The organism is Butyricicoccus sp. AF35-5AC, assembly GCF_003477715.1.
GTDB lineage: Bacteria > Bacillota > Clostridia > Oscillospirales > Butyricicoccaceae > Agathobaculum > Agathobaculum butyriciproducens.
Genome location: NZ_QUDX01000005.1, coordinates 24,733 through 49,510, shown reverse-complemented (window position 1 = coordinate 49,510; position 24,778 = coordinate 24,733). Strand labels below are relative to the sequence as shown.

Annotated in this window: 22 protein-coding genes, 1 tRNA gene, 1 pseudogene and 1 other annotated feature; of the genes and pseudogenes, 8 read left to right on the top strand and 16 right to left on the bottom strand. The window is 51.4% G+C overall.

Translation table 11 applies throughout. The annotated features are described in order from the left end of the window. Positions 1-46: 46 nt before the first annotated feature. The 7 genes from DWZ82_RS08020 to thiD form a co-directional block, all read right to left on the bottom strand. The gene (locus tag DWZ82_RS08020; RefSeq protein WP_118285760.1) at positions 47-1,063 is read right to left on the bottom strand and encodes an ABC transporter substrate-binding protein; all 1,017 of its coding nucleotides are present in this window, start codon (positions 1,061-1,063) and stop codon (positions 47-49) included. 63 nt (positions 1,064-1,126) lie between these two features. Continuing rightward, positions 1,127-1,876 carry an ABC transporter permease gene (locus DWZ82_RS08015; protein ID WP_118480037.1) on the bottom strand — a complete coding sequence of 250 codons (750 nt, stop codon included), beginning with the start codon at positions 1,874-1,876 and terminating at the stop codon, positions 1,127-1,129. After that, the gene (locus DWZ82_RS08010) at positions 1,873-2,628 is read right to left on the bottom strand and encodes an ABC transporter ATP-binding protein (RefSeq protein ID WP_118480035.1); all 756 of its coding nucleotides are present in this window, start codon (positions 2,626-2,628) and stop codon (positions 1,873-1,875) included. Before DWZ82_RS08010 ends, DWZ82_RS08015 begins: the two co-directional genes overlap by 4 nt. Positions 2,629-2,631: 3 nt before the next feature. Next, positions 2,632-3,300, bottom strand: a complete 669-nt coding sequence (gene tenA / locus DWZ82_RS08005) for a thiaminase II (protein ID WP_118480033.1) — start codon at positions 3,298-3,300, stop codon at positions 2,632-2,634. A 78-nt stretch (positions 3,301-3,378) separates the two neighbouring features. After that, complete coding sequence (gene thiM / locus DWZ82_RS08000) at positions 3,379-4,206, bottom strand: hydroxyethylthiazole kinase (RefSeq protein WP_243022916.1); 828 nt, start codon at positions 4,204-4,206, stop codon at positions 3,379-3,381. Then, positions 4,203-4,712, bottom strand: coding sequence for an energy coupling factor transporter S component ThiW (thiW, locus tag DWZ82_RS07995; RefSeq protein ID WP_118480031.1), 510 nt, complete (start codon positions 4,710-4,712; stop codon positions 4,203-4,205). The genes thiM and thiW overlap by 4 nt, the downstream gene beginning before the upstream one ends. 6 nt (positions 4,713-4,718) lie before the next feature. Beyond that, complete coding sequence (gene thiD / locus DWZ82_RS07990; RefSeq protein ID WP_118480029.1) at positions 4,719-5,510, bottom strand: bifunctional hydroxymethylpyrimidine kinase/phosphomethylpyrimidine kinase; 792 nt, start codon at positions 5,508-5,510, stop codon at positions 4,719-4,721. 766 nt (positions 5,511-6,276) lie between these two features. On the opposite strand from thiD, the gene DWZ82_RS07985 reads away from it, so the two are divergent. Beyond that, on the top strand, positions 6,277-8,013 hold the full coding sequence (locus tag DWZ82_RS07985; protein ID WP_118480027.1) for a carbon starvation CstA family protein: 1,737 nt from the start codon (positions 6,277-6,279) through the stop codon (positions 8,011-8,013). 164 nt (positions 8,014-8,177) lie between these two features. Here DWZ82_RS07985 and leuB read toward each other — a convergent pair whose 3' ends face one another. Genes leuB through DWZ82_RS07965 form a run of 4 tightly spaced genes read right to left on the bottom strand, consistent with a single transcriptional unit; the run spans position 8,178 to position 12,563 of the window. After that, complete coding sequence (leuB, locus tag DWZ82_RS07980; RefSeq protein WP_118480025.1) at positions 8,178-9,254, bottom strand: 3-isopropylmalate dehydrogenase; 1,077 nt, start codon at positions 9,252-9,254, stop codon at positions 8,178-8,180. Positions 9,255-9,258: 4 nt separating this feature from the next. Continuing rightward, positions 9,259-9,750: a 3-isopropylmalate dehydratase small subunit gene (locus DWZ82_RS07975; protein WP_117488093.1), complete on the bottom strand. Its 492-nt coding sequence runs from the start codon at positions 9,748-9,750 to the stop codon at positions 9,259-9,261. A gap of 17 nt (positions 9,751-9,767) precedes the next feature. Next, entirely contained in the window at positions 9,768-11,030 is a 1,263-nt protein-coding gene (leuC, locus tag DWZ82_RS07970; protein ID WP_181967635.1) for a 3-isopropylmalate dehydratase large subunit, read from the bottom strand. Positions 11,031-11,051: 21 nt separating this feature from the next. Next, entirely contained in the window at positions 11,052-12,563 is a 1,512-nt protein-coding gene (locus DWZ82_RS07965) for a 2-isopropylmalate synthase (protein WP_118480023.1), read from the bottom strand. A gap of 76 nt (positions 12,564-12,639) precedes the next feature. Further along, positions 12,640-12,883, bottom strand: a binding site (T-box leader). Between the two features lie 527 nt (positions 12,884-13,410). On the opposite strand from DWZ82_RS07965, the gene metG reads away from it, so the two are divergent. From metG to DWZ82_RS07945, 4 genes are all read left to right on the top strand, one after another. Then, on the top strand, positions 13,411-15,345 hold the full coding sequence (gene metG / locus DWZ82_RS07960; protein WP_118480021.1) for a methionine--tRNA ligase: 1,935 nt from the start codon (positions 13,411-13,413) through the stop codon (positions 15,343-15,345). A gap of 203 nt (positions 15,346-15,548) precedes the next feature. Continuing rightward, on the top strand, positions 15,549-15,962 hold the full coding sequence (locus tag DWZ82_RS07955) for an EamA family transporter (protein WP_118480019.1): 414 nt from the start codon (positions 15,549-15,551) through the stop codon (positions 15,960-15,962). 266 nt (positions 15,963-16,228) lie between these two features. Continuing rightward, positions 16,229-16,993, top strand: a complete 765-nt coding sequence (locus DWZ82_RS07950) for an HAD hydrolase family protein (protein ID WP_117488101.1) — start codon at positions 16,229-16,231, stop codon at positions 16,991-16,993. 12 nt (positions 16,994-17,005) lie between these two features. Continuing rightward, positions 17,006-17,779 (top strand): TatD family hydrolase, encoded by a 774-nt coding sequence (locus DWZ82_RS07945; protein WP_118480017.1) that lies wholly within the window; start codon positions 17,006-17,008, stop codon positions 17,777-17,779. Between the two features lie 50 nt (positions 17,780-17,829). On the opposite strand, the gene DWZ82_RS07940 is transcribed toward DWZ82_RS07945, so the two are convergent. Continuing rightward, positions 17,830-17,905: transfer RNA gene (locus tag DWZ82_RS07940), tRNA-Ala, on the bottom strand. A 311-nt stretch (positions 17,906-18,216) separates the two neighbouring features. Between DWZ82_RS07940 and DWZ82_RS07935 the strand changes: the two are divergent. After that, positions 18,217-19,225 (top strand): annotated as a pseudogene (locus tag DWZ82_RS07935) (IS256 family transposase). An 837-nt stretch (positions 19,226-20,062) separates the two neighbouring features. Here the strand turns inward: DWZ82_RS07935 and DWZ82_RS07930 are convergent. Beyond that, complete coding sequence (locus DWZ82_RS07930; RefSeq protein WP_118480015.1) at positions 20,063-20,752, bottom strand: GIY-YIG nuclease family protein; 690 nt, start codon at positions 20,750-20,752, stop codon at positions 20,063-20,065. Positions 20,753-20,883: 131 nt separating this feature from the next. On the opposite strand from DWZ82_RS07930, the gene DWZ82_RS07925 reads away from it, so the two are divergent. Together DWZ82_RS07925 and DWZ82_RS14980 are read left to right on the top strand one after the other, a co-directional pair. Then, the gene (locus tag DWZ82_RS07925; RefSeq protein WP_118480013.1) at positions 20,884-21,093 is read left to right on the top strand and encodes a helix-turn-helix domain-containing protein; all 210 of its coding nucleotides are present in this window, start codon (positions 20,884-20,886) and stop codon (positions 21,091-21,093) included. A gap of 2 nt (positions 21,094-21,095) precedes the next feature. Next, a complete protein-coding gene (locus DWZ82_RS14980) occupies positions 21,096-22,091 on the top strand; it encodes a hypothetical protein (protein ID WP_147356919.1) in 996 nt (331 codons plus the stop codon). Positions 22,092-22,123: 32 nt separating this feature from the next. Here the strand turns inward: DWZ82_RS14980 and DWZ82_RS07915 are convergent, their stop codons facing one another. From DWZ82_RS07915 to DWZ82_RS07905, 3 genes are read right to left on the bottom strand one after another with little or no spacing between them, the layout of a single operon-like run. Next, positions 22,124-23,260, bottom strand: a complete 1,137-nt coding sequence (locus DWZ82_RS07915) for an SAM-dependent methyltransferase (RefSeq protein WP_118480009.1) — start codon at positions 23,258-23,260, stop codon at positions 22,124-22,126. Beyond that, positions 23,257-24,453, bottom strand: coding sequence for a hypothetical protein (locus DWZ82_RS07910; RefSeq protein WP_118480007.1), 1,197 nt, complete (start codon positions 24,451-24,453; stop codon positions 23,257-23,259). The genes DWZ82_RS07915 and DWZ82_RS07910 overlap by 4 nt, the downstream gene beginning before the upstream one ends. Beyond that, positions 24,450-24,674, bottom strand: a complete 225-nt coding sequence (locus DWZ82_RS07905; protein ID WP_118480005.1) for a helix-turn-helix domain-containing protein — start codon at positions 24,672-24,674, stop codon at positions 24,450-24,452. The genes DWZ82_RS07910 and DWZ82_RS07905 overlap by 4 nt, the downstream gene beginning before the upstream one ends. Positions 24,675-24,778: the final 104 nt, after the last annotated feature.

The window sequence follows — 24,778 nt, the reverse complement described above, 5'->3', positions numbered from 1 at the left end:
AAAGGGACAGAGCCAATGCTCTGTCCCCTGTTCTATATGCGTATTTTTAGAAGTCGAGGTTTACCATAACGTCGGAAACATCCGGCTTCTCTGCGATCAGGCCCTGATCGTACATCCAGTCAATATTTTCCTGCCAGCACTGCTCGGTCTGAGAGAGGAACTTGGCGTCCTCGGTCTCCATGAGCGGCAGCAGCGTCTCACAGGACTTCTTCTCTACATCCGGGTCGAGTGCAAAGTTTGCCTCATCCTGATTGTCGAGCAGAACCTGCAGAACATCGTCGGTGTTGCTCTTGAAGTCCTCAAAGCCCTTGCTGCAAGCGCGCAGGAAGCCCTTCAGCGTATCGGAATTGTTCGCAATCATATCATCGCTTGCGAGGAAAATACCTTCGTAATACTTCGGCACACCGTAATCATCCGGGAAGAAGTAATTGACCTCGAAGCCTTCCTTCTCCATCTGCGGTACCTCGTGGTTGACCAGACAGCCGATGGTTGCATCGACGTTGCCGGTGGTCATCGAGCTCATCAGGTCGAAGCCAACGTCAACCATGTTCACGCTGTTCGGATCGGCGCCGTTGGACTGCATAATGCTGCGGACCAGTGCCTCGGAAAGCTCGGTGCCCGCGTAGCCGATAGTCTTGCCCTCGAGATCCTGCGGCTTGGTGATGTTCTTGTCCTTGAGCGACAGGATGATGTTCAGCGGACCCTGAACCACTGCACCGATGGACTTGATCGGCACATTCTGCTCTGCACGAGCCTGAATGACATCCTGCTGATAATACAGACCAATGTCTGCCTTGCCGGCGGCAACCATGCTCATAGCATCGTTTACGCCTGCCGGGGACTGGATATCCACATCCAGACCTTCCTCGGCGAAGTAACCCTTCTCCTGCGCTTCGTACAGAAATGCATGCAGGGCATTCGGATACCAGTCGAGCACAACGGTCAGGTGCTGCAGATCATCGCTGCCGCTGTTTGCCGCATCAGACTGTGCGGCGTTCTGTGCGCCGCAGCCGGTCAGCAGCATGGTGCCTGCTGCCAGAAGTGCAAGAATACGCTTTTTCATATATGTTTTTCTCCTTATGTTAGAACAAAAATTTCGTTTTTTCTTAAAATTGTGTTATCAAGTTTATAAGCTGCTGCGCCAGGTGATAATTTTCTTTTCCAACCAGCTTACAACGCCTACTGCGATCATCGCAACCACGCTCAGCAGTACGATCGGTGCAAACACGCCAGCGCCGTCCAGCTGCGTCATCATGCGGCGGCTGAAATAGCCGAGACCGGCCTGTGCGCCCAGCCACTCGCCGATCGCAGCTCCGATGATCGACATCGGGATCGCCATTTTGAGCGCCGAGAAAAAGTACGGCAGCGCTGCCGGAATCTTCAGCTTGAGGAAAATTTCCTTCTTGCCTGCACCGAAGGTCTTGAGCATATCGACCATATCGGTCTTCGCCGAGCGGAAGCCGTCAAACACGGTCATCGCGATCGGGAAGAACGTGATGAGCACGGTGACGAGCACCTTGCTCCAGATCGTGTAGCCGAACCAGAGCACAAACAGCGGCGCAAGTGCGGTTGTCGGAATGGTCTGTGAAGCGACGATGAGCGGGTACAGCATTTTCTCCGCCGACGGACTCGCGTCCATTACGATGGCGAGCAGCAGACCGAGCGCGATCGAAATCGCAAGGCCGACTCCGGTACACAGCATGGTGGCCGGCAGATGTGCGGTGAACAGCGGTTTGCGCAGCTCCCACAGGCGCACAAGCACCTGTGTCGGCGACGGCAGAATGTAGGCCGCATTCATGCCCATGGCTATGCACTGCCAGACGATGAGCAACGCGAACATAAAGATCAGTGCGGGCAGATTTGCATTCTTTTTCATGCCTGCACCTCTTTTCTGAGCAGAGAAATCAGATTTTCTCTCAACTCAAGCATCTTCGGGTCGGTCAGGCACGCACGCGTGCGCGGATACGGTGCAGGCACCTCAAACGAGTGCAGCTTGCGGATTGGTGTATCCTCCACGACCAGAACACGGCCAGACAGGAAAATAGCCTCCTCTACATCGTGAGTGATGAACAGGACGGTCTTGCTGTCCTGCTCCCACTGATCGAGCAGCCACTCCTGCATCGTGATGCGCGTGAGAAAGTCGAGCGCGGAAAAAGGTTCATCGAGCAGCAGCAGTTCCGAGCCGGTCAGCAGCGTACGCGCGAATGCCGCACGCTGACGCATGCCGCCGGAAAGCTCCTCCGGGCGCTTGTCGCCCCAGCCAGCCAGACCAACGTGCTCAAGCGTTTCCGCCACACGCTTGTCCATCTCCGCGCGGGAAATGCCGCCGCGAATCTCCATCGGCAGACGCAGGTTTTCGTTCACCGTGCGCCACGGAAACAGCAGGTCGCGCTGCGGCATGTAGCCGCAGTAGCCGCGCCGTCCGTCGATGCTCTTGCCGTCCACCAGAATTTCACCGCTCCTGCGCGGCAGAAGCTGGTTGGTCAGGCGAAAAATCGTGGATTTGCCGCAGCCGGACGGCCCGATGACCGACACAAATTCTCCCTTCTCAAGATGGAAGGACAGACCGTCAATGATGTTAAAATCCTCACTGTCGTACTGAAAAACGACGCTCTGAAACTCCAGCATGGCTTATATCGCCTCGTTCCAGGCCATGTCCCAGAACATGCTCTCGTAGCGCGAGCACGCGACGAAAATATCGGTCAGACGCGCAAGCTGCGACTCGGTATAGCCCTCACTCAGACGCTCCATATAAGCGACCAGCTTGCGGTTTTCTGCCGCATAGTCCTCGGATGCGTAGCCCTGTACCCACTCACCGTAGAACTCATGCTGATCGGCGTTCGGGTAGTTGGCGACGATCCACTTGGCGATGTATTCATAGCTGAGTGCACACGAAAGCACAGCCGCCATGATCTCCGCCGGACCTTCCTCGGCCGCAACAGCGCGCATGTATGAGGTGTAAGACTCGTTATTCAGCGATGGCTTGACGCGCTCTGCATCCTCCTCGGTGATGCCGAGACGGCCCATGTAGCCGCGGTGAATGTTCATCTCGCCGCCGAGAATATTCGCCACCGAGGTTGCGAACACGCGCATGATCTCGGGATCACGGGACTTGACAACGCCCTGCGCGAATACCTTTGCGTAATCAAACAGATAAACATAATCCTGCAGAAGATAAAAACGAAATTTTTGAATGTCGAGGCTGCCGTCGGCAATACCGTGGACAAACGGATGGTTCAGATAGCCTTCCCAGATGTCCTGCGTTGCGGCAAGCAGTCTTTCGGTGGTTTTGTTGTTCAAGGTGGTACCCCCAATGAAAGTATGTTGATGATTTTCCTAAGACTGACGGCAAAATTCTGCCGGCAGCACTTTTCCTGCTTACAGAATCTGCAAACAGAGGTTCGGCGTCAGCTCGTCCGCGTTCAGCAGACTTACCGCGTCGATCAGGCGCGTACGAAAGGAAGCGGTGCCCTCCATCTCTTTACGCACACGCGCCTCGGCTGTTTCTCCGCAATGCTTCATCACCTCCGATGCCGTGACTGCGGCTTCTAACAATGTATCTGGATTCGCACCGCAGTATACGCCGGTCAGCGAAGTGAGCATACAGCCCGCGCCGGTGATCCGCCGCAGATACGCACTGCCACCGCGCACCACTGCGGTACGGGTTCCATCGGTAATTACATCCATCGCGCCGGTGAGCATGACAACAGCTCCGGTCCGGCGGCTGAACGACCGCAGCCACGCTGCGGATTCCTGTAAATTGTCCTCGGTCACGCTGTCGAGCGCACTGGCTTCCACGCCGGTTTCCTGCTCGGCTCCTGCGGCGAGCGCCCGCACTTCGGATGCATTGCCGCGAATGACCGAAACAAGATTTTCACTTAACAGACGGGAACACATTTCACGCCGGAGCGTGCTGGCACCGGCGGCTACCGGATCGAGTACGACCGGATTGCCGTTTCGCCTGGCAATCTTGGCTGCACGCAGCATGGCCTCCTGCGCGCGGACAGCACCCATGTTGAGTACAAGCGCCTGCGCGTGCGAGGTAATCTCCTCGACCTCGCGCTCATCCTGCGCCATAATGGCCGTGCCGCCTGCCGCAAGGATGATATTCGCGCAATCGTTGATGGTAACATTATTGGTGATGGAATGCACCATCGGTGTGCGGTTCTGTGTATTTTCGAGAACGGTTTTAATGGTTTCGATCAATGCTTAGCACCTTCCAGTGTGCTGAGAACATGCGTGCGCTTGAGGGCACTCAGCACCAGAACAGAAATTGCGGCACCTACCGCAGTGGACACGAGGAAGGACGGCACAAAGGTGAACAGAGCTGCCTTGGTATTGCCCATCACGAATGCGGCAATCGGGTAGGAAGCCAGACCGCCGAGAATGCCGGTGCCGAATACCTCACCGATGTAAGCGACCGGCAGCTTCGGGCAGGCCTTGTAGGCCAGACCACACAGCAGCGCACCGATCATCGAACCCGGGAACGCCAGCAGACTTCCCAAGCCGAGCACATTGCGAATCAGTGCTGCTGCAAAGCCCATGCCAAGTGCGTACCACGGTCCAAGCAGAACAGCGCCGAGCACATTCACCATATGCTGCACCGGCGAGCACTTCGCGCCGAGCACCGGAATGGAAAACAGGCTGCCAACGACTGCTACCGCGACCAGAACACCTGCGATTGTCAGTTTACGGATAGAACTTTTCTTCATTTTCTCTTACTCCTCCGAAAAAATACGGCAAAAATGGCCCAGCGGACCGCAGCCATGTCCCAGACCGGGCGCATGGCGGATGGCATCGGTGACATACTCCTTAGCCAGCTTCACCGCCTCGGGTACACTGTGGCCGAGCGCCAGATTGGATGCGATCGCAGAGGACAGCGTGCAGCCCGTGCCATGCGTGCTGGTGGTGTCGATCTGCTCAATCTCAATGCGGTGACAGGTCTCGCCGTCAAACAGTACATCCACCGCGCCCGCGATGTTCTTGCCGCCCTTGACTAGCACGTTTCTGCAGCCCTTGGCATAGATGCGGCGTGCCGCCTCCTCCATGTCCTCCGGCGTGCGGATTTCCATATCTGCCAGATACTGCGCCTCCGGTACGTTCGGTGTCAGCACCTCGGCAAACGGCAGCACGGTCTCAATAAGTGCGCCGACAGACGCCGGATCCATCAGCGGATCACCGTTTTTAGCGAACATCACCGGATCAATCACAATGTGCGCCGGCTTGTACTGTGCCAGCTTGCCGGCTACCGCCTTCATGCACTCCGGCGAGGACAGCATGCCGATTTTAACCGCATCCGGCACGATGTCTTCAAACACCGCGTCAATCTGCTCCTCGATCATCCGGGGACTGATGTCCTGAATGTCGATCACGCGTGCGGTGTTTTCCGCTACGACTGATACGATAACGCTCATGCCGAACACGCCGTGTGCCGCCATGGTTTTCAGATCGGCCTGTACACCTGCACCGCCGGAGCAGTCCGAACCGGCAATAGTAAGCACTGTTTTCATTCCTGTTCCCTCCAATTTTATCATCGCTGCCGGGAAAATAAAAAAACGCCTCGTTTTCACCCTGCGGCAAAACCGAAGCACTCAATCCCAGCAATGCGACAGCTTCCCTACAATGGCATTAACCAACAGGTTCAAAAGGTTGGGTTTCTCGCCCTCTCAGCCGCTCATCACAGCACCCTTGCTTGTCTTTTACATAATATCAGTATAAGCCGTGTAAAATGCATTTGTCAAGTATAGAATCTTGCTGTATCTGATACGCCGTTAAAAAATAAACAAATTTTTATTTATCAATACTGCCTGATTTGCAGGTGTTGCCAAAATTGCATTTTTCGTCTCCTGTCCGGTTGACAAACGGCAAAAAGAGGTCTATCATACGAATCGTTCAGTAGCCAAATGCTTTGAACAGGACATGACGTATCCGTATCACCGCTCACAGAAAGCCGTCGGTCGTGCAAGACGGCAGCAAGGCACGGGTTCGCTATCCCCTGCGAGCAGCTTCGATCAAAGGCAATGCCGAGTAGTCGAGGCCGGATATCCACCGTTAACAGGAAAAGCCCTCCGGAAGAATGCGGTACCGGGCGGCAATGAGAGGTCGGCAGCGTACTGTCGGCAAGCAAAGTGGTAACGCGGAAGTAAATACAGCAATAGCAATGTATATGCCTTCGTCTTTGCAGGATCATCTTCGTGATCCTCCTGCATGGACGAAGGCTTTTTTGCGTCTTTGGCTGCGGAATCGCAAATCATTTCAAGAAAGAGACGAAAAAACATGAACACACTTGTAATCGTGCTGATCGCGGCTGTTGTTCTGTTCGGCGCGTACGTTTTCTACGGACGCTGGCTGGCGAACAAATGGGGTATCGACCCGAAAGCCAAGACGCCTGCCGTTGAATTTAATGACGGCAAGGACTTTGTGCCGACCAACGGCTGGACGGTATTCAGTCACCAGTTCTCCTCCATCGCGGGTGCAGGCCCTGTAACCGGCGCAATTCAGGCTGCGGCGTTCGGCTGGCTGCCGGTACTGCTGTGGGTGCTGATCGGCGGCGTATTCTTCGGCGCGGTAGCCGACTTCGGCGCGCTGTACGCTTCGGTTAAGAACAAGGGCAAGTCGATGGGTATGCTGATTGAGAAGTACATCGGCAAAACCGGCCGCAAGCTGTTCCTGATTTTCTCGTGGATTTTCTGCTGCATCGTTGTTGCGGCATTCGCAGATATGGTTGCGGGCACATTCAACGCCTACACTGTCACTGACGCAGGCGTTACCGAGCTGGCTGCTGCCGCAACCACCAACGGTGCGGCAGGCATGATCTCCATCATGTTTATGGTATTCGCGGTTGTGCTCGGCCTTATCCAGAAAAAGTTTAACCTGACCGGCTGGAAAGAAGCAGTTGTCGGCATTGTGTGCATCGTTGCCTCCTTTGCAATCGGCATGAACTGCCCGCTTATCTTCGGTAAGGCAGCATGGAGCTATATCACCTTCGTTTATATCTTCTTCGCCGCTGTCCTTCCGATGTGGCTGCTCAAGCAGCCGCGCGACTACATGACCACCTTCATGTTCATCTGCATGATCGCAGGCGCAGTTGTCGGTCTGGTTGTTGCACATCCGACTATGAACCTGCCGGTATTCACCGGTTTTACCAATGAGAAGCTTGGCACGATGTTCCCGATCCTGTTTGTAACCGTTGCATGCGGTGCGGTTTCCGGTTTCCACAGCCTGGTTTCCTCGGGTACGTCCTCCAAGACCATTGCGAACGAAAAGGACATGCCCAAGGTTGGCTACGGCGCGATGGTGTTGGAAAGCCTGCTGGCTGTTTTGGCACTGTGCGTTGCTGGTGCTGCTGCAGCAGCTGACGGTACGCCGGCAGCGGGCACGCCGTTTCAGGTATTCAGCAGCGGTGTCGCAGGCTTCTTCGAGATGTTCGGCGTTCCGGTTTATGTTGCCACTGCATTTATGACCATGTGCGTTTCTGCACTGGCGCTGACCAGTCTGGACGCGGTTGCGCGTATCGGCCGCATGAGTTTTCAGGAGCTGTTCTCCATCGATGACATGGAGCATGCCGAGGGCTGGCGCAAGCTGTTCTGCAACGTATATTTCTCCACGATTATCACGCTGGCATTTGGCTTTCTGCTTACCAAGATCGGCTACGCCAATATCTGGCCGCTGTTCGGTTCTGCCAACCAGCTGCTGAGCGCTCTGGTGCTTATCACGCTCTGCGTATTCCTCAAGGTTACCGGCCGCAGCAACAAGATGATCTTCCCGCCGCTGGTCATCATGCTGTGTGTTACCTTCACCGCGCTGGTGCAGCGTTTCCTTGCTATGGTAAAGGCGATCTCTGCTGCCGCCTCAACGGCTATTCCGGCCGGTGAGACCACTTGGGGAGCGGTATTCATCGCAAACGGTCTGCAGCTTATCCTTGCGGTACTGCTGATCGTACTCGGTCTGACGATCGTTATCCACTCGTTCAAGAGCTATGCCAAGAGCGAGAGAAACAGTGAGAACGCGTAAAGCCGATTCTCCATATAACAAAAACGGCTTCGAAAAACCGAAGCCGCGAGACTATCGAAAAACCCGGTTGCAGCCTAATCGCAACCGGGTTTCTTGATAGGAAAAATTCACGGAGTAATTACGGATTACTCATTCCTGATTATTCTTAAGGCAACACCGCACAATTAAAGCTGCTCGCGGATCAGTGCACCCATCTCGGAGGTGGACAGTACCTTCTCGCCCTTTGCGGCGATGTCCGCGGTGCGGTGGCCTGCGTTGAGGACATTCTCAACAGCGCTTTCGATGGCGTCTGCCTCGTCCTTCAGACCGAAGGAGTAGCGCAGCATCATCGCGCACGACAGGATGGTCGCGATCGGGTTTGCGATGCCCTTGCCCGCGATGTCCGGCGCGGAGCCGTGGATAGGCTCATACATACCCTTGCCGCTCTCATTCATCGAGGCGGATGGCAGCATACCAATGGAGCCGGTGATCATAGAAGCCTCGTCAGACAGAATATCACCGAACAGGTTGCCGGTTACGATAACATCGAACTGACCCGGATTGCGGACAAGCTGCATCGCGCAGTTGTCAACATACATATCGGTGTACTCGACCTCCGGGTACTCGTCCTTGATGCGGTGCATGGTTTCGCGCCATACGCGGCTGGTTTCGAGCACGTTTGCCTTGTCTACCGAGCAGACCTTCTTATTGCGCTTCATCGCCATCTCAAAAGCACGGCGGCCGATGCGCTCTACCTCATAAACCGAGTAGTTCATGTCGTCTGCACCGGTCTCGCCCCAGCCCTTGTCGCTCTCGCGGCGGTAGTGCTTGCCGAAGTAAACATCGCCGGTCAGCTCACGGCAAACGAGAATGTCGAAGCCGTCACCAATAATCTCAGGCTTGATCGGGCACGCATCCGCAAGTGCCTTGTGCATCTGCGCCGGGCGCAGGTTGACGAACAGACCCAGTGCGGCGCGCAGACCGAGCAGTGCCTTCTCCGGACGCTTTGCACTCGGCACATCGTCCCACTTCGGACCGCCGACTGCACCGAGCAGAACGGAATCCGCGTTCTTGCAGATCTCGATGGTCTCATCGGTCAGCGGGATGCCGTTCTTGTCGATCGAGCAGCCGCCTGCGAGGACCTCCTGAAAACCAAACTTGTGGCCGAACTTCTCGCCGACCTTATCGAGCACGAGCATAGCCTCGGATACGATCTCCGGGCCGATGCCGTCACCCTTGACAACAGCAATATTGTATTCCATGGGATTATGCCTCTCTCTCCTTGAGCGACTTGAGCAGGCCGCCTGCCTTGATGATGTTCTGGATAAACGGCGGGAATGCAGCTGCCTGCCAGCTCTCGCCCTTGGTAACGTCGGTGATCACGCCGGTGTCGAAGTTGACCTCTACCTCGTCGCCTGCGTCGATGCCGTTGGCCGCTGCCTCGCACTCGAGGATCGGCAGACCGATATTGATGGCGTTGCGGTAGAAGATACGCGCGAACGAGGACGCGATAACGCAGGAAACGCCGTTCTCGCGGAGAACGAGCGGTGCGTGCTCACGGGAGGAGCCGCAGCCGAAGTTGCGGGTTGCGACAACGATGTCGCCCGGGTGCATATTCTTTACGAAATCCGCGTCGATGTCCTCCATTGCGTGGGTGGACAGCTCCTTCGGGTCTGCGATATTCAGATAACGTGCGGGGATGATAACGTCGGTATCGACATTATCGCCGTACTTGAAAACCTTGCCTTTTGCGTTCATGGTATGTGTTTCCTCCCTTACTTCAGGTCGTCCGGTGCGCAGATATAGCCTGCTACCGCACTTGCGGCAGCGACGGCCGGGCTTGCCAGATAAATTTCCGAGGTGATATGACCCATACGGCCTACAAAGTTGCGGTTGGTGGTGGAAACCGCCTTCTCGCCGTGCGCCAGAATACCCATATGACCGCCGAGGCACGGGCCGCAGGTCGGCGTGGAAACGATAGCGCCGGCCTGAATGAAGATCTTGGTCAGACCCTCCTCGATGCACTGCAGGTAAACTTCCTGTGTTGCGGGGATGATGATGGTGCGCACATTCGGATTTACCTTGCGGCCCTTGAGAATTTCGGCTGCAACGCGCATATCGTCGATGCGGCCGTTGGTGCAGGAGCCGATGACCGACTGCTGAACCTCAATATGGCCGAGGTCGTCAATGGTCTTGGTGTTCTCCGGCAGGTGCGGGCACGCGATGGTCGGACGGAGTGCAGACAGGTCGATCTCGATGGTCTGCTCGTACTCGGCGTCAGCGTCGGCCTCGAATGCGGTAACCTCGCGGTTTACGCGGCCCTTGATGTAATTCATCGTCTTGTCGTCTACTGGGAAGATGCCGTTCTTTGCACCGGCCTCGATGGCCATGTTGCAGATGGTGAAGCGGTCGTCCATGGACAGCGCGTGTGCACCCTCGCCGACGAACTCCATCGACTTGTACAGAGCGCCGTCCACGCCGATCTTGCCGATGATGTGCAGGATGACGTCCTTGCCGGATACCCACGGGCTCAGCTTGCCGGTGAGCACAAACTTGATGGCGCTCGGCACCTTGAACCATGCCTTGCCGGTCGCCATGCCTGCGGCGAGATCGGTAGAACCGACGCCGGTGGAGAATGCGCCCAGTGCGCCGTAGGTGCAAGTGTGGCTGTCCGCGCCGATGATAAGCTCACCGGGAGCGGTCAGGCCTTTTTCCGGCAGCAGCGCGTGCTCGATACCCATTGCGCCAACGTCGAAAAAGTTTACGATGTTGTACTTCTTGGAGAACTCGCGGCACTCGAGGCACTGCTCTGCGGACTTAATATCCTTGTTCGGTGCAAAGTGGTCCATTACCAGTGCGATCTTGGTGTTGTCGAACACCTTATCGAAGCCCGCCTTCTCCATCTCTCGGATGGCAACCGGACCGGTGATATCGTTTGCCAGCGTGAGATCTACGTTTGCCTCGATCAGCTGACCTGCCGTTACGCTTTCCAGACCCGCATGCTTTGCGAGGATCTTCTGCGTCATTGTCATACCCATAACAGCGTTCCTCCTGCTGAATTAGTCGTTAAAATACTTGTTAATGCCGTTGATGTACGCCTTGATGGACGCCTCCATAACGTCAACCGATACGCCGCGGCCGGTAACAACCTCGTTGCTGCCGTCTACGCGGATCTTGACAATAGCCTCGCTCTGTGCGTCCTCGCCGTCGGTCAGTGCGCGCAGCGAGTAGTCCTCCAGAACGATTTCCTTGCCGATGATCTTGTCGATTGCATGGAACGATGCATTGATCGGGCCGTCGGAAGCGGCAGCACGCTCAAACATCTCGTCGCCCTTCTTGACGCGGATAACAGCGGTAGAGGTAATGGTGTTGCCAGAGTTGATGACAAAGCGGTCGAGCGTGTAGCGCTCCTCGCCGGAAACCGGAACAGCACCGATCAGACCCTCGAGGTCGCGATCCTTGATGACCTTCTTCTTGTCGGCCAGAACCTTGAACTTCTCGAATGCCTTCTCGAGCTTCTCGTGATCGAGCGTGTAGCCCAGCTCATGCAGGCGCTCCTCGAACGCATGGCGGCCGGAATGCTTGCCGAGCACGATCGCGTTCTTCGGGATGCCGACGGATTCCGGAGTCATGATCTCGTAGGTTTCCTTGTTGGCCATCACGCCGTGCTGGTGGATGCCCGCCTCGTGTGCGAACGCATTTGCACCGACGATCGGCTTAGTCGGTGCAACAGCAACGCCGGTAATGGTCTGGATCATGCGGCTTGCGCGGTAGATCTGGGTGGTTTCGATGTTGCAGCCGATGCCGAAGTGGTCGGCACGGGTCTTGAGCGCCATGACGCACTCCTCCATGGAGGCGTTGCCGGCACGCTCGCCGATGCCGTTGATGGTGCACTCGATCTGGTCAATACCGGCTTCAACGCCTGCCAGAGAGTTTGCAACTGCCATGCCGAGGTCGTTGTGCATATGGCAGGACAGGATGACGTTCTCGATACCCTCGGTGTGCTCACGCAGGTACTTGATGCGGGAGGCGTACTCCTGCGGGATCATGTAGCCGACGGTATCCGGAATGTTGATGGTAGTAGCACCGGCCTTGATGGCGGTTTCAACGACGCGGCACAGGAAGTCGAGGTCGGAGCGGGTTGCGTCCTCAGCGGAGAACTCGATGTCCGAGCAGAACTTCTTGGCGAAGGCCACGTTATGTGCTACGGATTCCAGCACCTCGTCCGGCGTCATCTTCAGCTTGTACTCCATGTGTACCGGACTGGTTGCCAGGAAGGTGTGAATGCGGGCAGACTCTGCACGGCGAATGGAGTTCCATGCCGCCTCGATGTCCTGCTCACGGCAGCGTGCCAGCGAGCAGATGGTAGCGCCGCGTACAGTATCAGCGATTGCTGCGATAGCAGCAGCATCGCCGGGCGAAGCAGCGGCAAAGCCTGCTTCAATGATATCAACCTTGAGGGCTTCGAGCTGCTTTGCGACCTCGATCTTCTCATTCAGGTTCATGCTGCAGCCGGGAGACTGCTCACCGTCACGCAGCGTCGTATCAAAAATCTTAACTGTTCTTCCCATGGTATCTTGTCCTCTCCTATTCAGAATTTTACCGGGCTTACAGGGACAAAAAAAGCTTCGTCCCTTAATCCAATCATTAAGAGACGAAGCGAAAGCTCCGCGGTACCACTCTTGTTGCCGCAGTATGGTGCGACCACTCTATGCACATCTGACAATGCGCTCCCCTGTAACGGTGGGTATCCGTTCCCTCCTACCGGTCCGAAGGACTTTCAGCGGACAGCTCCCGGGCGAGTTTCACTGCTTCCTGACGCTGCCTTACACCAACCGGCAACTCTCTGCGGACAGGGGTGACAATTACTTTACCCGTTCATCACCTTTATCAATATGTTTTATATTAGACCTCTGAGCCACTGTTGTCAAGACTTTTTTTACTTGAGGCTGCGACGACCGGCCTTGCTGCACCGTAAACAGATTTGACAAACCTTCCCCGATATAGTAAAATAACATTGTATACAGGAAAACGCTGTTTTCCTGAGCACATCTGTTAAAAGCAGTGAAGAGAAGAGTACGCAGTGAGGTACGTCAAAGCGAGTTCCGGGCGGTGAAAGCGGAGCGCAGAGGGCACTGCCGAACATGGTCTTGGAGCTTCGCACCGAACCTGCTTTATAATAGTAGGCAAGGCTGCGGCGGCAAGGTCCTGCCGTTATCGAGGACGATGGGTAGCATCCTACCCGCTGAGGCGCCTTTCCGCGAGGAAGGCGTAAAGCAAGGTGGTAACACGGAAGGTTTGTCCTCCGTCCTTGCAGTGGCAAAATACAGGCCATTGCAGGAACGGAGGATTTTTTGTTCCCTGTTCCCCGCTGTTACGCATAAAACATATTTATATATGTAAGGAGAGAATACACGAATGGACAAGAAACCCTATTATATCTCGACGGCGATCGCCTATACCTCGGCGAAGCCGCACATCGGCAACACCTACGAGATCGTGCTGGCCGACGCTATCGCACGCTACAAGCGCATGACCGGTTACGATGTTTACTTCCAGACCGGTACGGACGAGCATGGTCAGAAGATTCAGGAGAAGGCCGAGGCAGCCGGCATTACGCCGCAGCAGCACGTTGATAAGGTTGCCGGTGAGGTTAAGACCATCTGGGATCTGATGAACACCACCTATGACAAATTCATCCGCACCACCGACCCGATGCATGAGAAAAAAGTGCAGAAGATCTTCAAAAAGCTTTATGATCAGGGCGATATTTACAAGGGTGCGTACAAGGGCAAATACTGCAAGCCGTGTGAGTCCTTCTGGACCGAAAGCCAGCTGAAGGACGGCTGCTGCCCGGACTGCGGCCGCCCGTGTGTAGACGCTGAGGAGGAGGCATACTTCTTCCGCATGAGCAAGTACGCCGACCGCCTGATGAAGCACATCGAGGAGCACCCCGAGTTCATTCAGCCGGAGAGCCGCAAGAACGAGATGGTAAACAACTTCCTCAAGCCGGGACTTCAGGACCTGTGTGTTTCCCGCACCTCGTTCAGCTGGGGTATTCCGGTAGACTTTGACCCGGGCCATGTTGTTTACGTTTGGCTGGATGCGCTTACCAACTATATCACCTTCTGCGGCTACGATCCGGACGGCAACCACGATGAGCACTACAAGAAGTTCTGGCCGGCGGACGTGCACCTGATCGGCAAGGATATCATTCGCTTCCACACGATTTACTGGCCTATCTTCCTGATGGCGCTCGGCGAGCCGCTGCCCAAGCAGGTATTCGGTCATCCGTGGCTGCTGGTCGGCGACGGCAAGATGTCCAAATCGCTCGGCAACGTTATCTATGCGGACGATCTGGTTCGCCTGTTCGGTGTGGATGCCATCCGCTACTACGTTCTGCACGAGATGCCGTTCGCAAATGACGGTGTGCTCTCCTACGAGCTGATCTGCGAACGCATTAACTCTGATCTGGCAAATGTGCTCGGCAATCTGGTCAACCGCACGATTGCCATGACCAAGAAGTATTTCGGCGGCATTGTTCCGTCGCCGACCGCACCGGAAGCGCTTGATGACGAACTGAAGGCAGTCGCACTCGGTCTGCCGGCAGCTGTTGAGAAGAAGATGGACACCCTGCACGTTGCAGACGCCATCGACGAGGTATTTGCACTGCTGCGCCGCTCCAACAAGTATATCGACGAGACCATGCCGTGGGCGCTCGCCAAGGACGAGAGCAAGCAGGCGCGTCTGGGCACGGTGCTGTACAACCTGCTCGAAGCGATCCGCTTTGCCGCTGTTGAACTGAAGCCGTATCTGCCGGACACCGCCGACAAGATTTTCGCACAGCTGGGTGTTGAAAACAAGGGTGTCGAGAGCCTGACCTCGTTTGACGGCATGCAGCCGGGTCAGCCGGTCGGCGAAGCCTCCATCCTGTTCGAGCGCATCGACATTCCGAAGAAGCTCGCTGAGATCGAGGAGGAAAAGAAGACTGCCGAGGCAGAGCAGAAGCCTGCAGTTGAGTTCCTGCCGGATATCCCGTTTGACGATTTCTGCAAGGTCGATATGACGGTCTGCAAGGTACTCGCATGCGAGAACGTCAAAAAGAGCAGCAAGCTGCTCAAGTTCCAGCTGGATGACGGCTCGGGAACGCCGCGTCAGATTCTGTCCGGTATTGCCAAGTATTACAAGCCGGAGGAGCTGGTCGGCAAGACGGTCGTCGCCGTTACCAACCTGCCGCCGCGCAAGATGATGGGTCAGGAGTCCAACGGCATGCTGCTCTCCGCCGAAAAGGACGAAAAGCTCAACCTGCTCATGCTGGACGACAGCATTCCGGCTGGCGCTAAACTGTGCTAAAATAAACACACTTTACAACGGATTCCGCAGGGCGGGGTGCCCTCACCCCGCCGCACATAAACGGGAACACTCGGTTGCAACGGCGGGCTGAGGGCAGCCCGCCGTACGAATGGGTTAACAGATGTGTTATCCCATGTATAATTTCGCACACACTACAATCAACAATTTAGGAAGCGAAAATTATGACAAGAGGGCGAAATGCAATGTGGATCATTTATGCGCTGCTCTCTGCGGTATTTGCCGCACTGACAACGATTTTAGCCAAAATCGGCGTGGAAAACGTGGACAGCACGCTTGCTACTGCTATCCGAACCGCTGTGGTGCTCGTGATGGCATGGGGCATGGTCTTCCTGCTGGGAAAACAGGGCGGCGTAAGCGCAATCGGCACCAAAAGCTGGGTATTCCTTACCCTGTCCGGACTGGCGACCGGTGGCTCGTGGCTGTTTTACTACAAGGCACTGCAGATGGGAGAGGCTAGCCGTGTGGCTCCGATCGACAAGCTGAGCGTTGTTATCACGATGATTCTGGCGTTTGTTGTCCTGCACGAGACCGTAACGGTCAAGGGCGTGATCGGCGGCATTCTGATTGCGGCAGGCACGCTGTTTATGATTCTGTGATATATTTTAAGCAAAAGAGTTAAGGCAATACCGCATAATTGAACAAGAGTGATTTACGAGTAAATTTTGCGTACTGACGAGGCACAGTTTTGCGGTAATACTTGATGTATTACCGTGAAACTGCAACAAAGTCAGGACACAAAATTTCCGCACAGCACCGCCGCTTTAATTATGCGGTGTTGCCTTAAGAACAGAGTGGAGAGTGAAGAGTGGAGATTTATGTTCTCTGCACTCTCCACTCTTCACTCTGTTATTGAGGGTTTTACATGCACAAAAAATACTTCTTTTTTGATATTGATGGCACGCTTTCCACCGGCCTCACCACCATGATGCCGGAAAGCGCAGTAAAGGCACTGGCGCAGCTTCGTGCGAACGGCCACTTTACCGCCATTGCGACCGGACGGCTGCAGGCATCTGCAGCAGCCGTTGCCGCGCGCTACGGCTTCACGGACATTGTAGCGGACGGCGGCTGGAGCGTAACGCACAACGGCGAAATTGTCGAGATGGAGTCGCTGCCGGCGGCCGACTGCATTGCGCTGATCGAGCGGCTCGAGCAGGCCGGTATTCCGTGGGCGGTGTCGCCGGAGAATGAGAAACTATGCGTAACAACGGATAAAAATTATCTTCCGTATGCACCGGAGAACTACTTCCCTGTTCTGTGGGACCCGCATTTTGATTATCACAGGCTGGAGCATCTGTACAAGGTTTACTACGTCTGCACGCCTGATGAGGAGAATCATATTGACGCGGGCGGTCTGCCGCTTGTGCGGTACAATCCCCATGTGATTTTCGTTGAGCCGAAGGAAAAACAGCGAGGTATTCGCTATTTTCAGCAGCTTTTATCCATTCCGGATGAGGATATTGTGGTGTTTGGCGACGGCATGAACGACATCTGCATGTTCGGTCAGGGATGGCTGTCTATTGCGATGGGCAATGCCCGCGCCGCGCTCAAGGAGAAAGCGGATTACATCACAACCGACGTGGATAAGGATGGACTTTGGAACGCCTGCAGGCATTTCGGCTGGATTTGAGGAAGGTTTACTATGCTTTTTGATACACATGCACACTATGACGATGAACGGTTCGACGAGGACCGCGATACACTGCTGGCTTCCATGCCCGAGAACAATGTCGGCCTGATTCTCAATCCCGGCTGTGATGTGGAAAGCTCGCGCAAGGCAGTCAGCTACGCGAATAAATATCCATTTGTATATGCGGCGGTCGGCATTCACCCGGAGAACATCGAGGACGGCTGGGAGGCTGACCTGGAGACCATCCGCGCACTGGCACAGAATGAAAACAAGGTTCGCGCCATCGGCGAAATTGGTCTTGACTATTACTGGGAAAAAGACGAGCGTGCGCGTGCGCGGCAGCAGGTTGTATTTGCCCGCCAAATGGAGCTGGCGCGTGCACTGCACCTCCCTGTCATCGTGCATGACCGCGATGCGCACGCCGACAGCATGGAGATCACCCGTCGGTATACGGATGTGATCGGCGTGTACCACTGCTATGCCGGTCACGTCGAAATGGCACGCGAACTGCTGAAACTCGGCTATTATCTGTCATTCACCGGTGTTATCACATTCAAAAATGCCAAAAAGGCGAAGGAAGTCATTCGTGAAGTGCCGATTGAGCGACTGATGATCGAGACCGATTCGCCCTACATGGCACCCGAGCCGTTTCGCGGCCGCCGTAATTCCTCGCTGTATGTGCATCGCATGGCTGAAACTATCGCGGAAATCAAGGGCATAAGTGCCGCAGAGGTTGAACGGATTACAACCGAAAACGGCAGACAGCTGTTTGGTATTTCCGGGTAAGATAGAACAAAACAGGGACAAGAGGTAAAATCTCTTGTCCCTGTTTTGTATGGTGGAGACGGTGGGGATCGAACCCATGACCTCTTGACTGCCAGTCAAACGCTCTCCCAGCTGAGCTACGCCCCCGATTCGGCTAAAATAACTTCGTATAAAAATTATAACGCAACGGATCGGTTAATGTCAAGCACAGAGCATCTGGCAGTATCACCGAAATCGCAAAGTAAAAATTGGTAGTGCTGCCTAAAATTTAGGCGGAACTGCCAATTTTTATCCGCTGCTGTGACTCCATCCCAAACTTTGTGTAAACCTCCAACAAGGTGTAGAATAGAAGCAGGATGACGGAGGTAATCCCAATGGCAAGAAGGAAAAGAACCCCAGAAGAAAACACACGTCGCGAAAAAATTCGTGAGCTGCTGTAGTTGGCGAATGTAGGCAGCATGGATGACATTCAGGAACTGTTCAAGGACACTATCGCGGAGTTCATGGAAAACGGTTTGGAGGCCGAGCTGGACGATCAGCTGGGCTACAACCGGTATGACTACAAGAACAAGAACACGGATAACAGCCGGAACGGGCACAGCAGCAAAACCCTGCGCACCAGTTTTGGCGATATAGAGGTATCTGTGCCGCGGGATCGCAAGAGCGAATTTGACCCCAAGGTGCTGCGGAAAAATCAGACCAGCATCAGCCAGGACATCGAGGAGAAGATTCTGTCCATGTACGCCAAAGACATGACCACCGGTGACATTGAAGCGCATATTCAGGATATCTACGGCGTAGATGTCTCTGATACCACGGTAAGCCGTATCACAGATAAAATCCTTCCCGCAGCGAAAGAGTGGCAGCAGAGGCCGCTGGAGTCCATTGATGCAGTTGTTTTTCTGGATGCGATTCACTACCATGTCCGCAGCGAAGGCCAGATTGTAAAGAAGGCCGTTTATATCGCGATCGGCATTGATCTGGACGGGCACAAGGATGTTCTCGGTATGTGGGTTGGTGAGAACGAAAGTGCGAAATTCTGGGCTACCGTACTGAACAGCCTGAAAAATCGGGGTATCGAGGATATTTTCATTGCCTGTACGGATAATTTGACCGGTTTTTCTGCAGCGATCGAGGCGGTCTATCCCAAGACGGAAATCCAGAACTGCATCATCCATCAGCTTCGAAATTCCAGCAAATATGTCTCCTACAAGAATCAGTACTTATTTTAAGTTTCCTCAAGAACTTCGGCGGCTGATCTATACGACCAACACGATTGAAGGCTTTAACCGTCAGCTCAGGAAGGTAACCAAGTCGAAATCCGTGTTTCCGACCGATGACAGCCTTTTCAAAATGCTGTATCTGGCGATGATCGACATCACGAAAAAGTGGAGCGGCCGCAAACAGGACTGGAGCATGATTCATGCCCAGCTGGCAATCTACTTCGAGGATCGGATGCCCAATTGACAATCCGGCTCGGAGGTCAAGGAGCGCTGCGCCGTCGACGAGACTCCAATGGACGAGGGTGCCCCTTGACTTTCGCCCCCGTTGGCGTTATGTTGTAAACAAGGCGGGCGCAGCCAACGCCGCTCCCGCCTTGAAATATAAGTTCTATTTTACACCGCTTTTTGGTGGTTACACAGAATTCGGGATAGGCCCGCTGTTAGCTTTGCAAACTGCTGTACTTTTTCTTCAATATATATATTGCATTCTCATAACAGCATAGTGCAGCAATCCCAGCCTGGATGACCGCGTCACACATTGCAGTAGCAATTCTGTCAGATTTGTGGTATTCTTTTTGTGAGCCATTAGGGTTTCTCCTTTACATCATGATTTTTTCGACAACTATCATTTTACAGGAGCCCTGATGGCTTGGCTATTGCCTATTTGCTTTTGCGAACTTGATATACGCTATCTTTTTAGTTTGCGCAACTTATTGTACCTTATCGAGTCTGCAAATAATTTTGCGCATAAATCTTGACGGGATCTCACTCGTCTGTATAATAATTTGACTGTGTGTATACACATTAACACAAAAAGAAGCCGCCAACTCGGAATGGGCAAGCGAGTTGGCGGCCAATTTTTTAGGATGTTTCGTATTCGAAAATTACTAACGTGTTGCAAAAATTTTTTTGCGTTTTCAAGGTGTTAGCCAGAGAAGATTATTCCCACTCGCTCCTGTCAGAAGTTTTCTAAACAGATTTGCTTATGGGATTTAGCTCAGATTATTGGTATTCTTTTCATTATTCAGATAGTAGAGGCTATCTGATCTTTTGTTGCCATAGTGTTGCCAGAAAAACGGATTCATTCATCCTCAGAATCTGCACTTTCAATATTATCGCGCAAATCACTGAGGGTGACTCCATCTTTTGTAAAATACCGCCATCCATTCACATGGACATTATCGGACCAACCATATCGCTCTGTAAGAAGCTTACCAGCAAGCCCAGTGACAGAATATCTTTCCCCCTCAAACTCTACCTGATTTTTCCTGTCAAGCACCCGTGCAATGATGGACTCATCGTAAAGAAAGGAAATTTCCTCACCCACATTGATGTGCAGTAAAGTGAAAGAATTATTTGAACGCTTTGTTCTTCTCTCAGCAAGTTCTTGCTCCTGCGCCTGTCCCTCGGTAGGCACATACAGCTTCAACTTGTCCTGATCACCTCTCAGAGCCGCTATATTCTTAAAAATACGATAAGCCCTTTCAGGGGAAATCTTGAAAAATTCCCGCTCACGCATTCTACCGTTGTCGAGCTGCTCCCGGGCATGGAGAGAGTCATCCACTTGGTCAATAATGCTATGTATATTTTCTTCAACCATTGCCGGGTTCTCCACCTCATAAACGGCGTAGCACCGAAATGAAAGCGGAATATTGGTCGGCGCATTGAGTTCCTGTAATCTTCTCTCGATGTCGTTACGTCCCGTCATGCCAATCTTAACCCATCCTTCAAGGCATGGGTTAGTAAGAATGTAAACAAGGCCTTCTGACATAGCACAATCTCTCCTCTACATCTATATCAAATATCAAGTCTGTTTCTTGAGCAAAAATTCATCAAAGTGACTTATTGTATGTCGACTTATTGTATTCATTATTGTACCATTTATGTTGGAGGTTTGCAAGTATGGATATTGTAAAGGTTTTTGGAGACAACGTGAAGCGTTATCGGCAGACCCTGGGGATCTCCCAAGAGGCCTTTGCAGAGAAATGTGGTCTTCACCGAACATATATTAGCGCAATCGAGTGCCATCGTAGAAGTATATCACTTGAAAACATTCAACGTATAGCTGATGCACTTGAAATTGAAACATATAAGCTATTTCTGGAGGAATAAGCATGGCACGAAGGAAAATATATAGCAACTTAAATAAAATAGGTCAGTATCGCCCACATCATGTTGATGGACAAACTCTTTATAAAGTATTTCAATGTCTCAATCCCGATTGTACGGAGATGATCACTGTCAAAAAAGATGATATCGACGAAGATTATTCTATTATTTGCCCCAAATGTGGATATGAACATTATTCTGGTGGAGAGCAACACTTGTTTGATTTTTCTATGGATGTTAATAATGATAATGGAGAGGCTGTTTCTGTGCAAGAAGGAGAGTTTGTCGTCTCTCATGATGAATACATAGAAAATGCTCCACTGTATAAGTACTGTTTAATTTGCAATACCCTTAAACCTATTGAGTGCTTCCACAAACACGCTGTCCTGAAATCTGGAAGACAGGGTGAGTGTATAATGTGCAAAACAAATTATAACGCTATTAAAAACGGAACCAGAACTTCTGATCAGCACTTTGAATCTTCTCAGAAACGCCGTCTCTTAATTGAGGTTGCTGGCACAACTCGTGTGAGCCGCAAGGCAATTGAACGAAAATATGGTCTTAGATGTTTCAATTGCGGAGAGGATTTGAGTGGCGTAACTTCCAACAAGGAAAAACCGATAGATCATACATTGCCAGTCTACTATTTGTGGCCTGCAACAACTGACTCTGGAACCTTGCTCTGTCGTGTTTGCAATGGCAATAAGACCGGCAAATGGCCTTCTGAATTTTATACTGATGCTAAACTGCACCAATTAGCTGTACATACTGGCTTTGACTATCATTTGCTGGCCGGAGAACCACAATATAATCCAGAAGCTCTTAGGAGATTGCAAAATCCAGCTGATGTCGATGCACTGCTTGTGAAAAATTCTGGACATATGGACGAAGTATGCAAATTGAGAAATCGCATCCTTGCTGATACAGGAATCGATTTCTTCAAGTATGCGACTGCTCTATCAGAGTCCTGGATTACCTATGCAAATTCACTCATAAAATGAACTCTACAAATGAGGCGGGCATTAATCCCACCTCATTTTTTTTGTAGGAACAAATACTGATGCTCTACAGTTACTCCTTTATCTTTGATACCGTGCTTTTCGATCGTTCTGACATCTTCTCCAGCCAGATAAACAAGATCAAACCAAGATCCTGCACGCTTTGAAAGCTCAGCACCCATATCTGTGGTTTTAGTTTTACCAAGATGCAAAATTACCTTTGCATTGTCATTTAAAACATCAGCACACATTTCAAAGAAACTGTAATAAAGATCGAAGTTTTTTTCTTGTAGCTTATCTAAGAATTTTTCGTCAGCTTTTTTATAATCTTTCGGCTCCCATCCACAAAGCCAAAGCCGCATCCAATTTTGCATATAAAACCGAATAGAGTCTGCAAAAGGAGGTGAACAGATTATAAAATCTGCTTTGATATTTTTAGCTGCTAGATCTTTGTAATCACCATATACAGCACGGCCTCGCGTTATTTGAGACTGTTCAAGTTTTGCATAGCTAGCATTAACTTTCTGAACAACCTTTTCAATTACACTTTTATACTCGAATTCCCCCGTAGGCGCATACGGTGTTAATGGATGTGAATGCCGTGAAAGCGCATAGGGCCTATTTCCATGTAACACGTGTAAAAGCGCGGAAAAAACCATTGCTTCTTCGGGCGAAATTGAAGAAAATCTGTTAAGGAAAAAATCCCTTGCGCACAAAATTTCTTTATATGTCTCATGCTCGAAATATTGTGGAAGTTTCCCGTTGAATCCGAAATCCTCATATTCTGTGATAGATTTGCTACCTTTGTTGTTTTTAATGTAATCATCTAGTTGACATATAACATCTTCCACACCACTATAATTAGGCTTTTCAACTTTGGCTTTGGTAACAACATACGCCAACTCGCTTAAATCATTTCCTATCCCAACTCGCCCTTGCAGACAAGCTTCAAAAGGAATAGTACCCACTCCACATAAAGGATCTAAAACCACATCACCTTCGCTTGTAAATTCAGAAATAAGCCAATGGGCTATCGCTGGTTTCAATTTCCCGTGATAAGAACAAAGTGAGTGCCAGGGGTGTCCCCAGTTTCTATTCCCGTAGGGAGTTTGCTTATATGGCAGACAGGAAACGAATTCTTCTGCTTTTTTTCTAAACGCTATATCCATCATTTCTCCAATCTGTATCTCAACAATCTTTGTGTTAAGATCATGCCATTCTTGGAACGTCTTTTACGTAATATTTCTTCATCATATAAGGAGAACCCATACTGGACGCAAATGTTTGAAAGGATCTGATGCGTCGGAATGTGTACCCCGGCAAATTGAGAATCCCCAATATCCATTGTAAATAGGCCACCAGGCTTGACGGATTTGCTTAGTTTTTGAATAACCGTATCCATATCTCTGAAATATCCTGCAACCATTTTGGGAATTCGATCATCGTAAGAAACCGGTTGTAACTGTTCCAAATATGGCTCTACTACTGGCAAAATCGTATCTATTACTGTTCGTTTTGAAACGTTGTTGATTCCTGCTATGATACCTTTTGAATGAAAGCGGGGTAAATCACTTTCGCTCGTTATAAAATCATTCAATTTAAGTTCCAACTTTGTGTTGCGAATGTAATTTGTTCCATTAAGATATGGGGGCGAGGTGATAACGCAATCAAAAGCATTAACATAGTCATTATCACGGGCATCATCGCTAACTTTTACTGTTCCACATTTGATAATAGATTTATGATGTTGAATATCAAAAATTATTTCATTTACCTTATCAGCAAAACACTCCAACACATTTTCTTCACGGTATTCCTTTTCTGTAGCATAGCGAAGATCGCCTCGTCTGATCATTTTTGAAACTTTAACAACGATGGAACTCAACGCTAAAGCAAGGATGTTTTTTACTGATTCATTATCTTCTTTGAAAATGAGTCCTTTTATGGTCAACAATTCATTTAACTGCTTTTCTCCAAAGAATTTTTCAAAGCCGTTCCAAGATGAGTGATTTTCAACCCTGATGGTATTGATTAAAGTAAGATATTCAATCAATTTAGGGATTACAGTATCTTGATCAAGATTTCGCACACAATTGATTTTTGTCTCAATGACTGATTGCATGAAAGGATTTGATTCGCTATAAAAAGATTTTATACCGTGAGTTGCTGCAACAAGAGAAGTCGTACCTGTCCCGCAAAAAGGATCATAAATGGTTTTGATATCTGGTTGCAATGAAAGAAGCATCTTAAGTTCTTCAGCAATTAAACAGGATGAGTATCCTTCTATATAAGAATACCATCTATGTATAGGTTCATTTTTGTTCAGCGAAAAAGTTCCGCCTTTTTCTCTAATTAAAGCATTCATTTTGATTCTCCTTTGGATGATTCGACCGTGAATGTCATGATATCTTCTATGGAACAAGACAAAGCACAGCAAATCTTCTCCAAAGTATCAAGTGAAACTGATTCATTTCTTCCTAATTTAGCAATTGCGTTTGTGCTGATTTTCGCCGCTTCCCGCAACTGAGATTTATTCATATGTTTATCAATTAACAACTTCCAAAGATTAGAGTAATCTACAGCCATAACGCTCCCTCCTTGTATGCATAAGTTATTGTAACACATATATCTTCTAAAATCCAACATATTCTTGATATATATCAAGAATATGTTGATAATCAAGTAGCACT

Excerpts from the sequence above, each read along its gene's own strand:
- thiD (WP_118480029.1), bottom strand. The coding sequence starts at position 5,510 with ATGAAAACAGTGCTTACTATTGCCGGTTCGGACTGCTCCGGCGGTGCA.
- DWZ82_RS07975 (WP_117488093.1), bottom strand. The coding sequence starts at position 9,750 with ATGAACGCAAAAGGCAAGGTTTTCAAGTACGGCGATAATGTCGATACC.
- DWZ82_RS08015 (WP_118480037.1), bottom strand. The coding sequence starts at position 1,876 with ATGAAAAAGAATGCAAATCTGCCCGCACTGATCTTTATGTTCGCGTTG.
- DWZ82_RS08020 (WP_118285760.1), bottom strand. The coding sequence starts at position 1,063 with ATGAAAAAGCGTATTCTTGCACTTCTGGCAGCAGGCACCATGCTGCTG.
- DWZ82_RS07955 (WP_118480019.1), top strand. The coding sequence starts at position 15,549 with ATGTGGATCATTTATGCGCTGCTCTCTGCGGTATTTGCCGCACTGACA.
- DWZ82_RS07950 (WP_117488101.1), top strand. The coding sequence starts at position 16,229 with ATGCACAAAAAATACTTCTTTTTTGATATTGATGGCACGCTTTCCACC.
- leuC (WP_181967635.1), bottom strand. The coding sequence starts at position 11,030 with ATGGGTATGACAATGACGCAGAAGATCCTCGCAAAGCATGCGGGTCTG.
- DWZ82_RS07910 (WP_118480007.1), bottom strand. The coding sequence starts at position 24,453 with ATGAATGCTTTAATTAGAGAAAAAGGCGGAACTTTTTCGCTGAACAAA.
- DWZ82_RS07985 (WP_118480027.1), top strand. The coding sequence starts at position 6,277 with ATGAACACACTTGTAATCGTGCTGATCGCGGCTGTTGTTCTGTTCGGC.
- DWZ82_RS07925 (WP_118480013.1), top strand. The coding sequence starts at position 20,884 with ATGGATATTGTAAAGGTTTTTGGAGACAACGTGAAGCGTTATCGGCAG.
- DWZ82_RS07945 (WP_118480017.1), top strand. The coding sequence starts at position 17,006 with ATGCTTTTTGATACACATGCACACTATGACGATGAACGGTTCGACGAG.
- leuB (WP_118480025.1), bottom strand. The coding sequence starts at position 9,254 with ATGGAATACAATATTGCTGTTGTCAAGGGTGACGGCATCGGCCCGGAG.
- DWZ82_RS14980 (WP_147356919.1), top strand. The coding sequence starts at position 21,096 with ATGGCACGAAGGAAAATATATAGCAACTTAAATAAAATAGGTCAGTAT.
- DWZ82_RS07930 (WP_118480015.1), bottom strand. The coding sequence starts at position 20,752 with ATGTCAGAAGGCCTTGTTTACATTCTTACTAACCCATGCCTTGAAGGA.
- DWZ82_RS07905 (WP_118480005.1), bottom strand. The coding sequence starts at position 24,674 with ATGGCTGTAGATTACTCTAATCTTTGGAAGTTGTTAATTGATAAACAT.
- thiW (WP_118480031.1), bottom strand. The coding sequence starts at position 4,712 with ATGAAGAAAAGTTCTATCCGTAAACTGACAATCGCAGGTGTTCTGGTC.
- metG (WP_118480021.1), top strand. The coding sequence starts at position 13,411 with ATGGACAAGAAACCCTATTATATCTCGACGGCGATCGCCTATACCTCG.
- DWZ82_RS07965 (WP_118480023.1), bottom strand. The coding sequence starts at position 12,563 with ATGGGAAGAACAGTTAAGATTTTTGATACGACGCTGCGTGACGGTGAG.
- DWZ82_RS07915 (WP_118480009.1), bottom strand. The coding sequence starts at position 23,260 with ATGATGGATATAGCGTTTAGAAAAAAAGCAGAAGAATTCGTTTCCTGT.
- DWZ82_RS08010 (WP_118480035.1), bottom strand. The coding sequence starts at position 2,628 with ATGCTGGAGTTTCAGAGCGTCGTTTTTCAGTACGACAGTGAGGATTTT.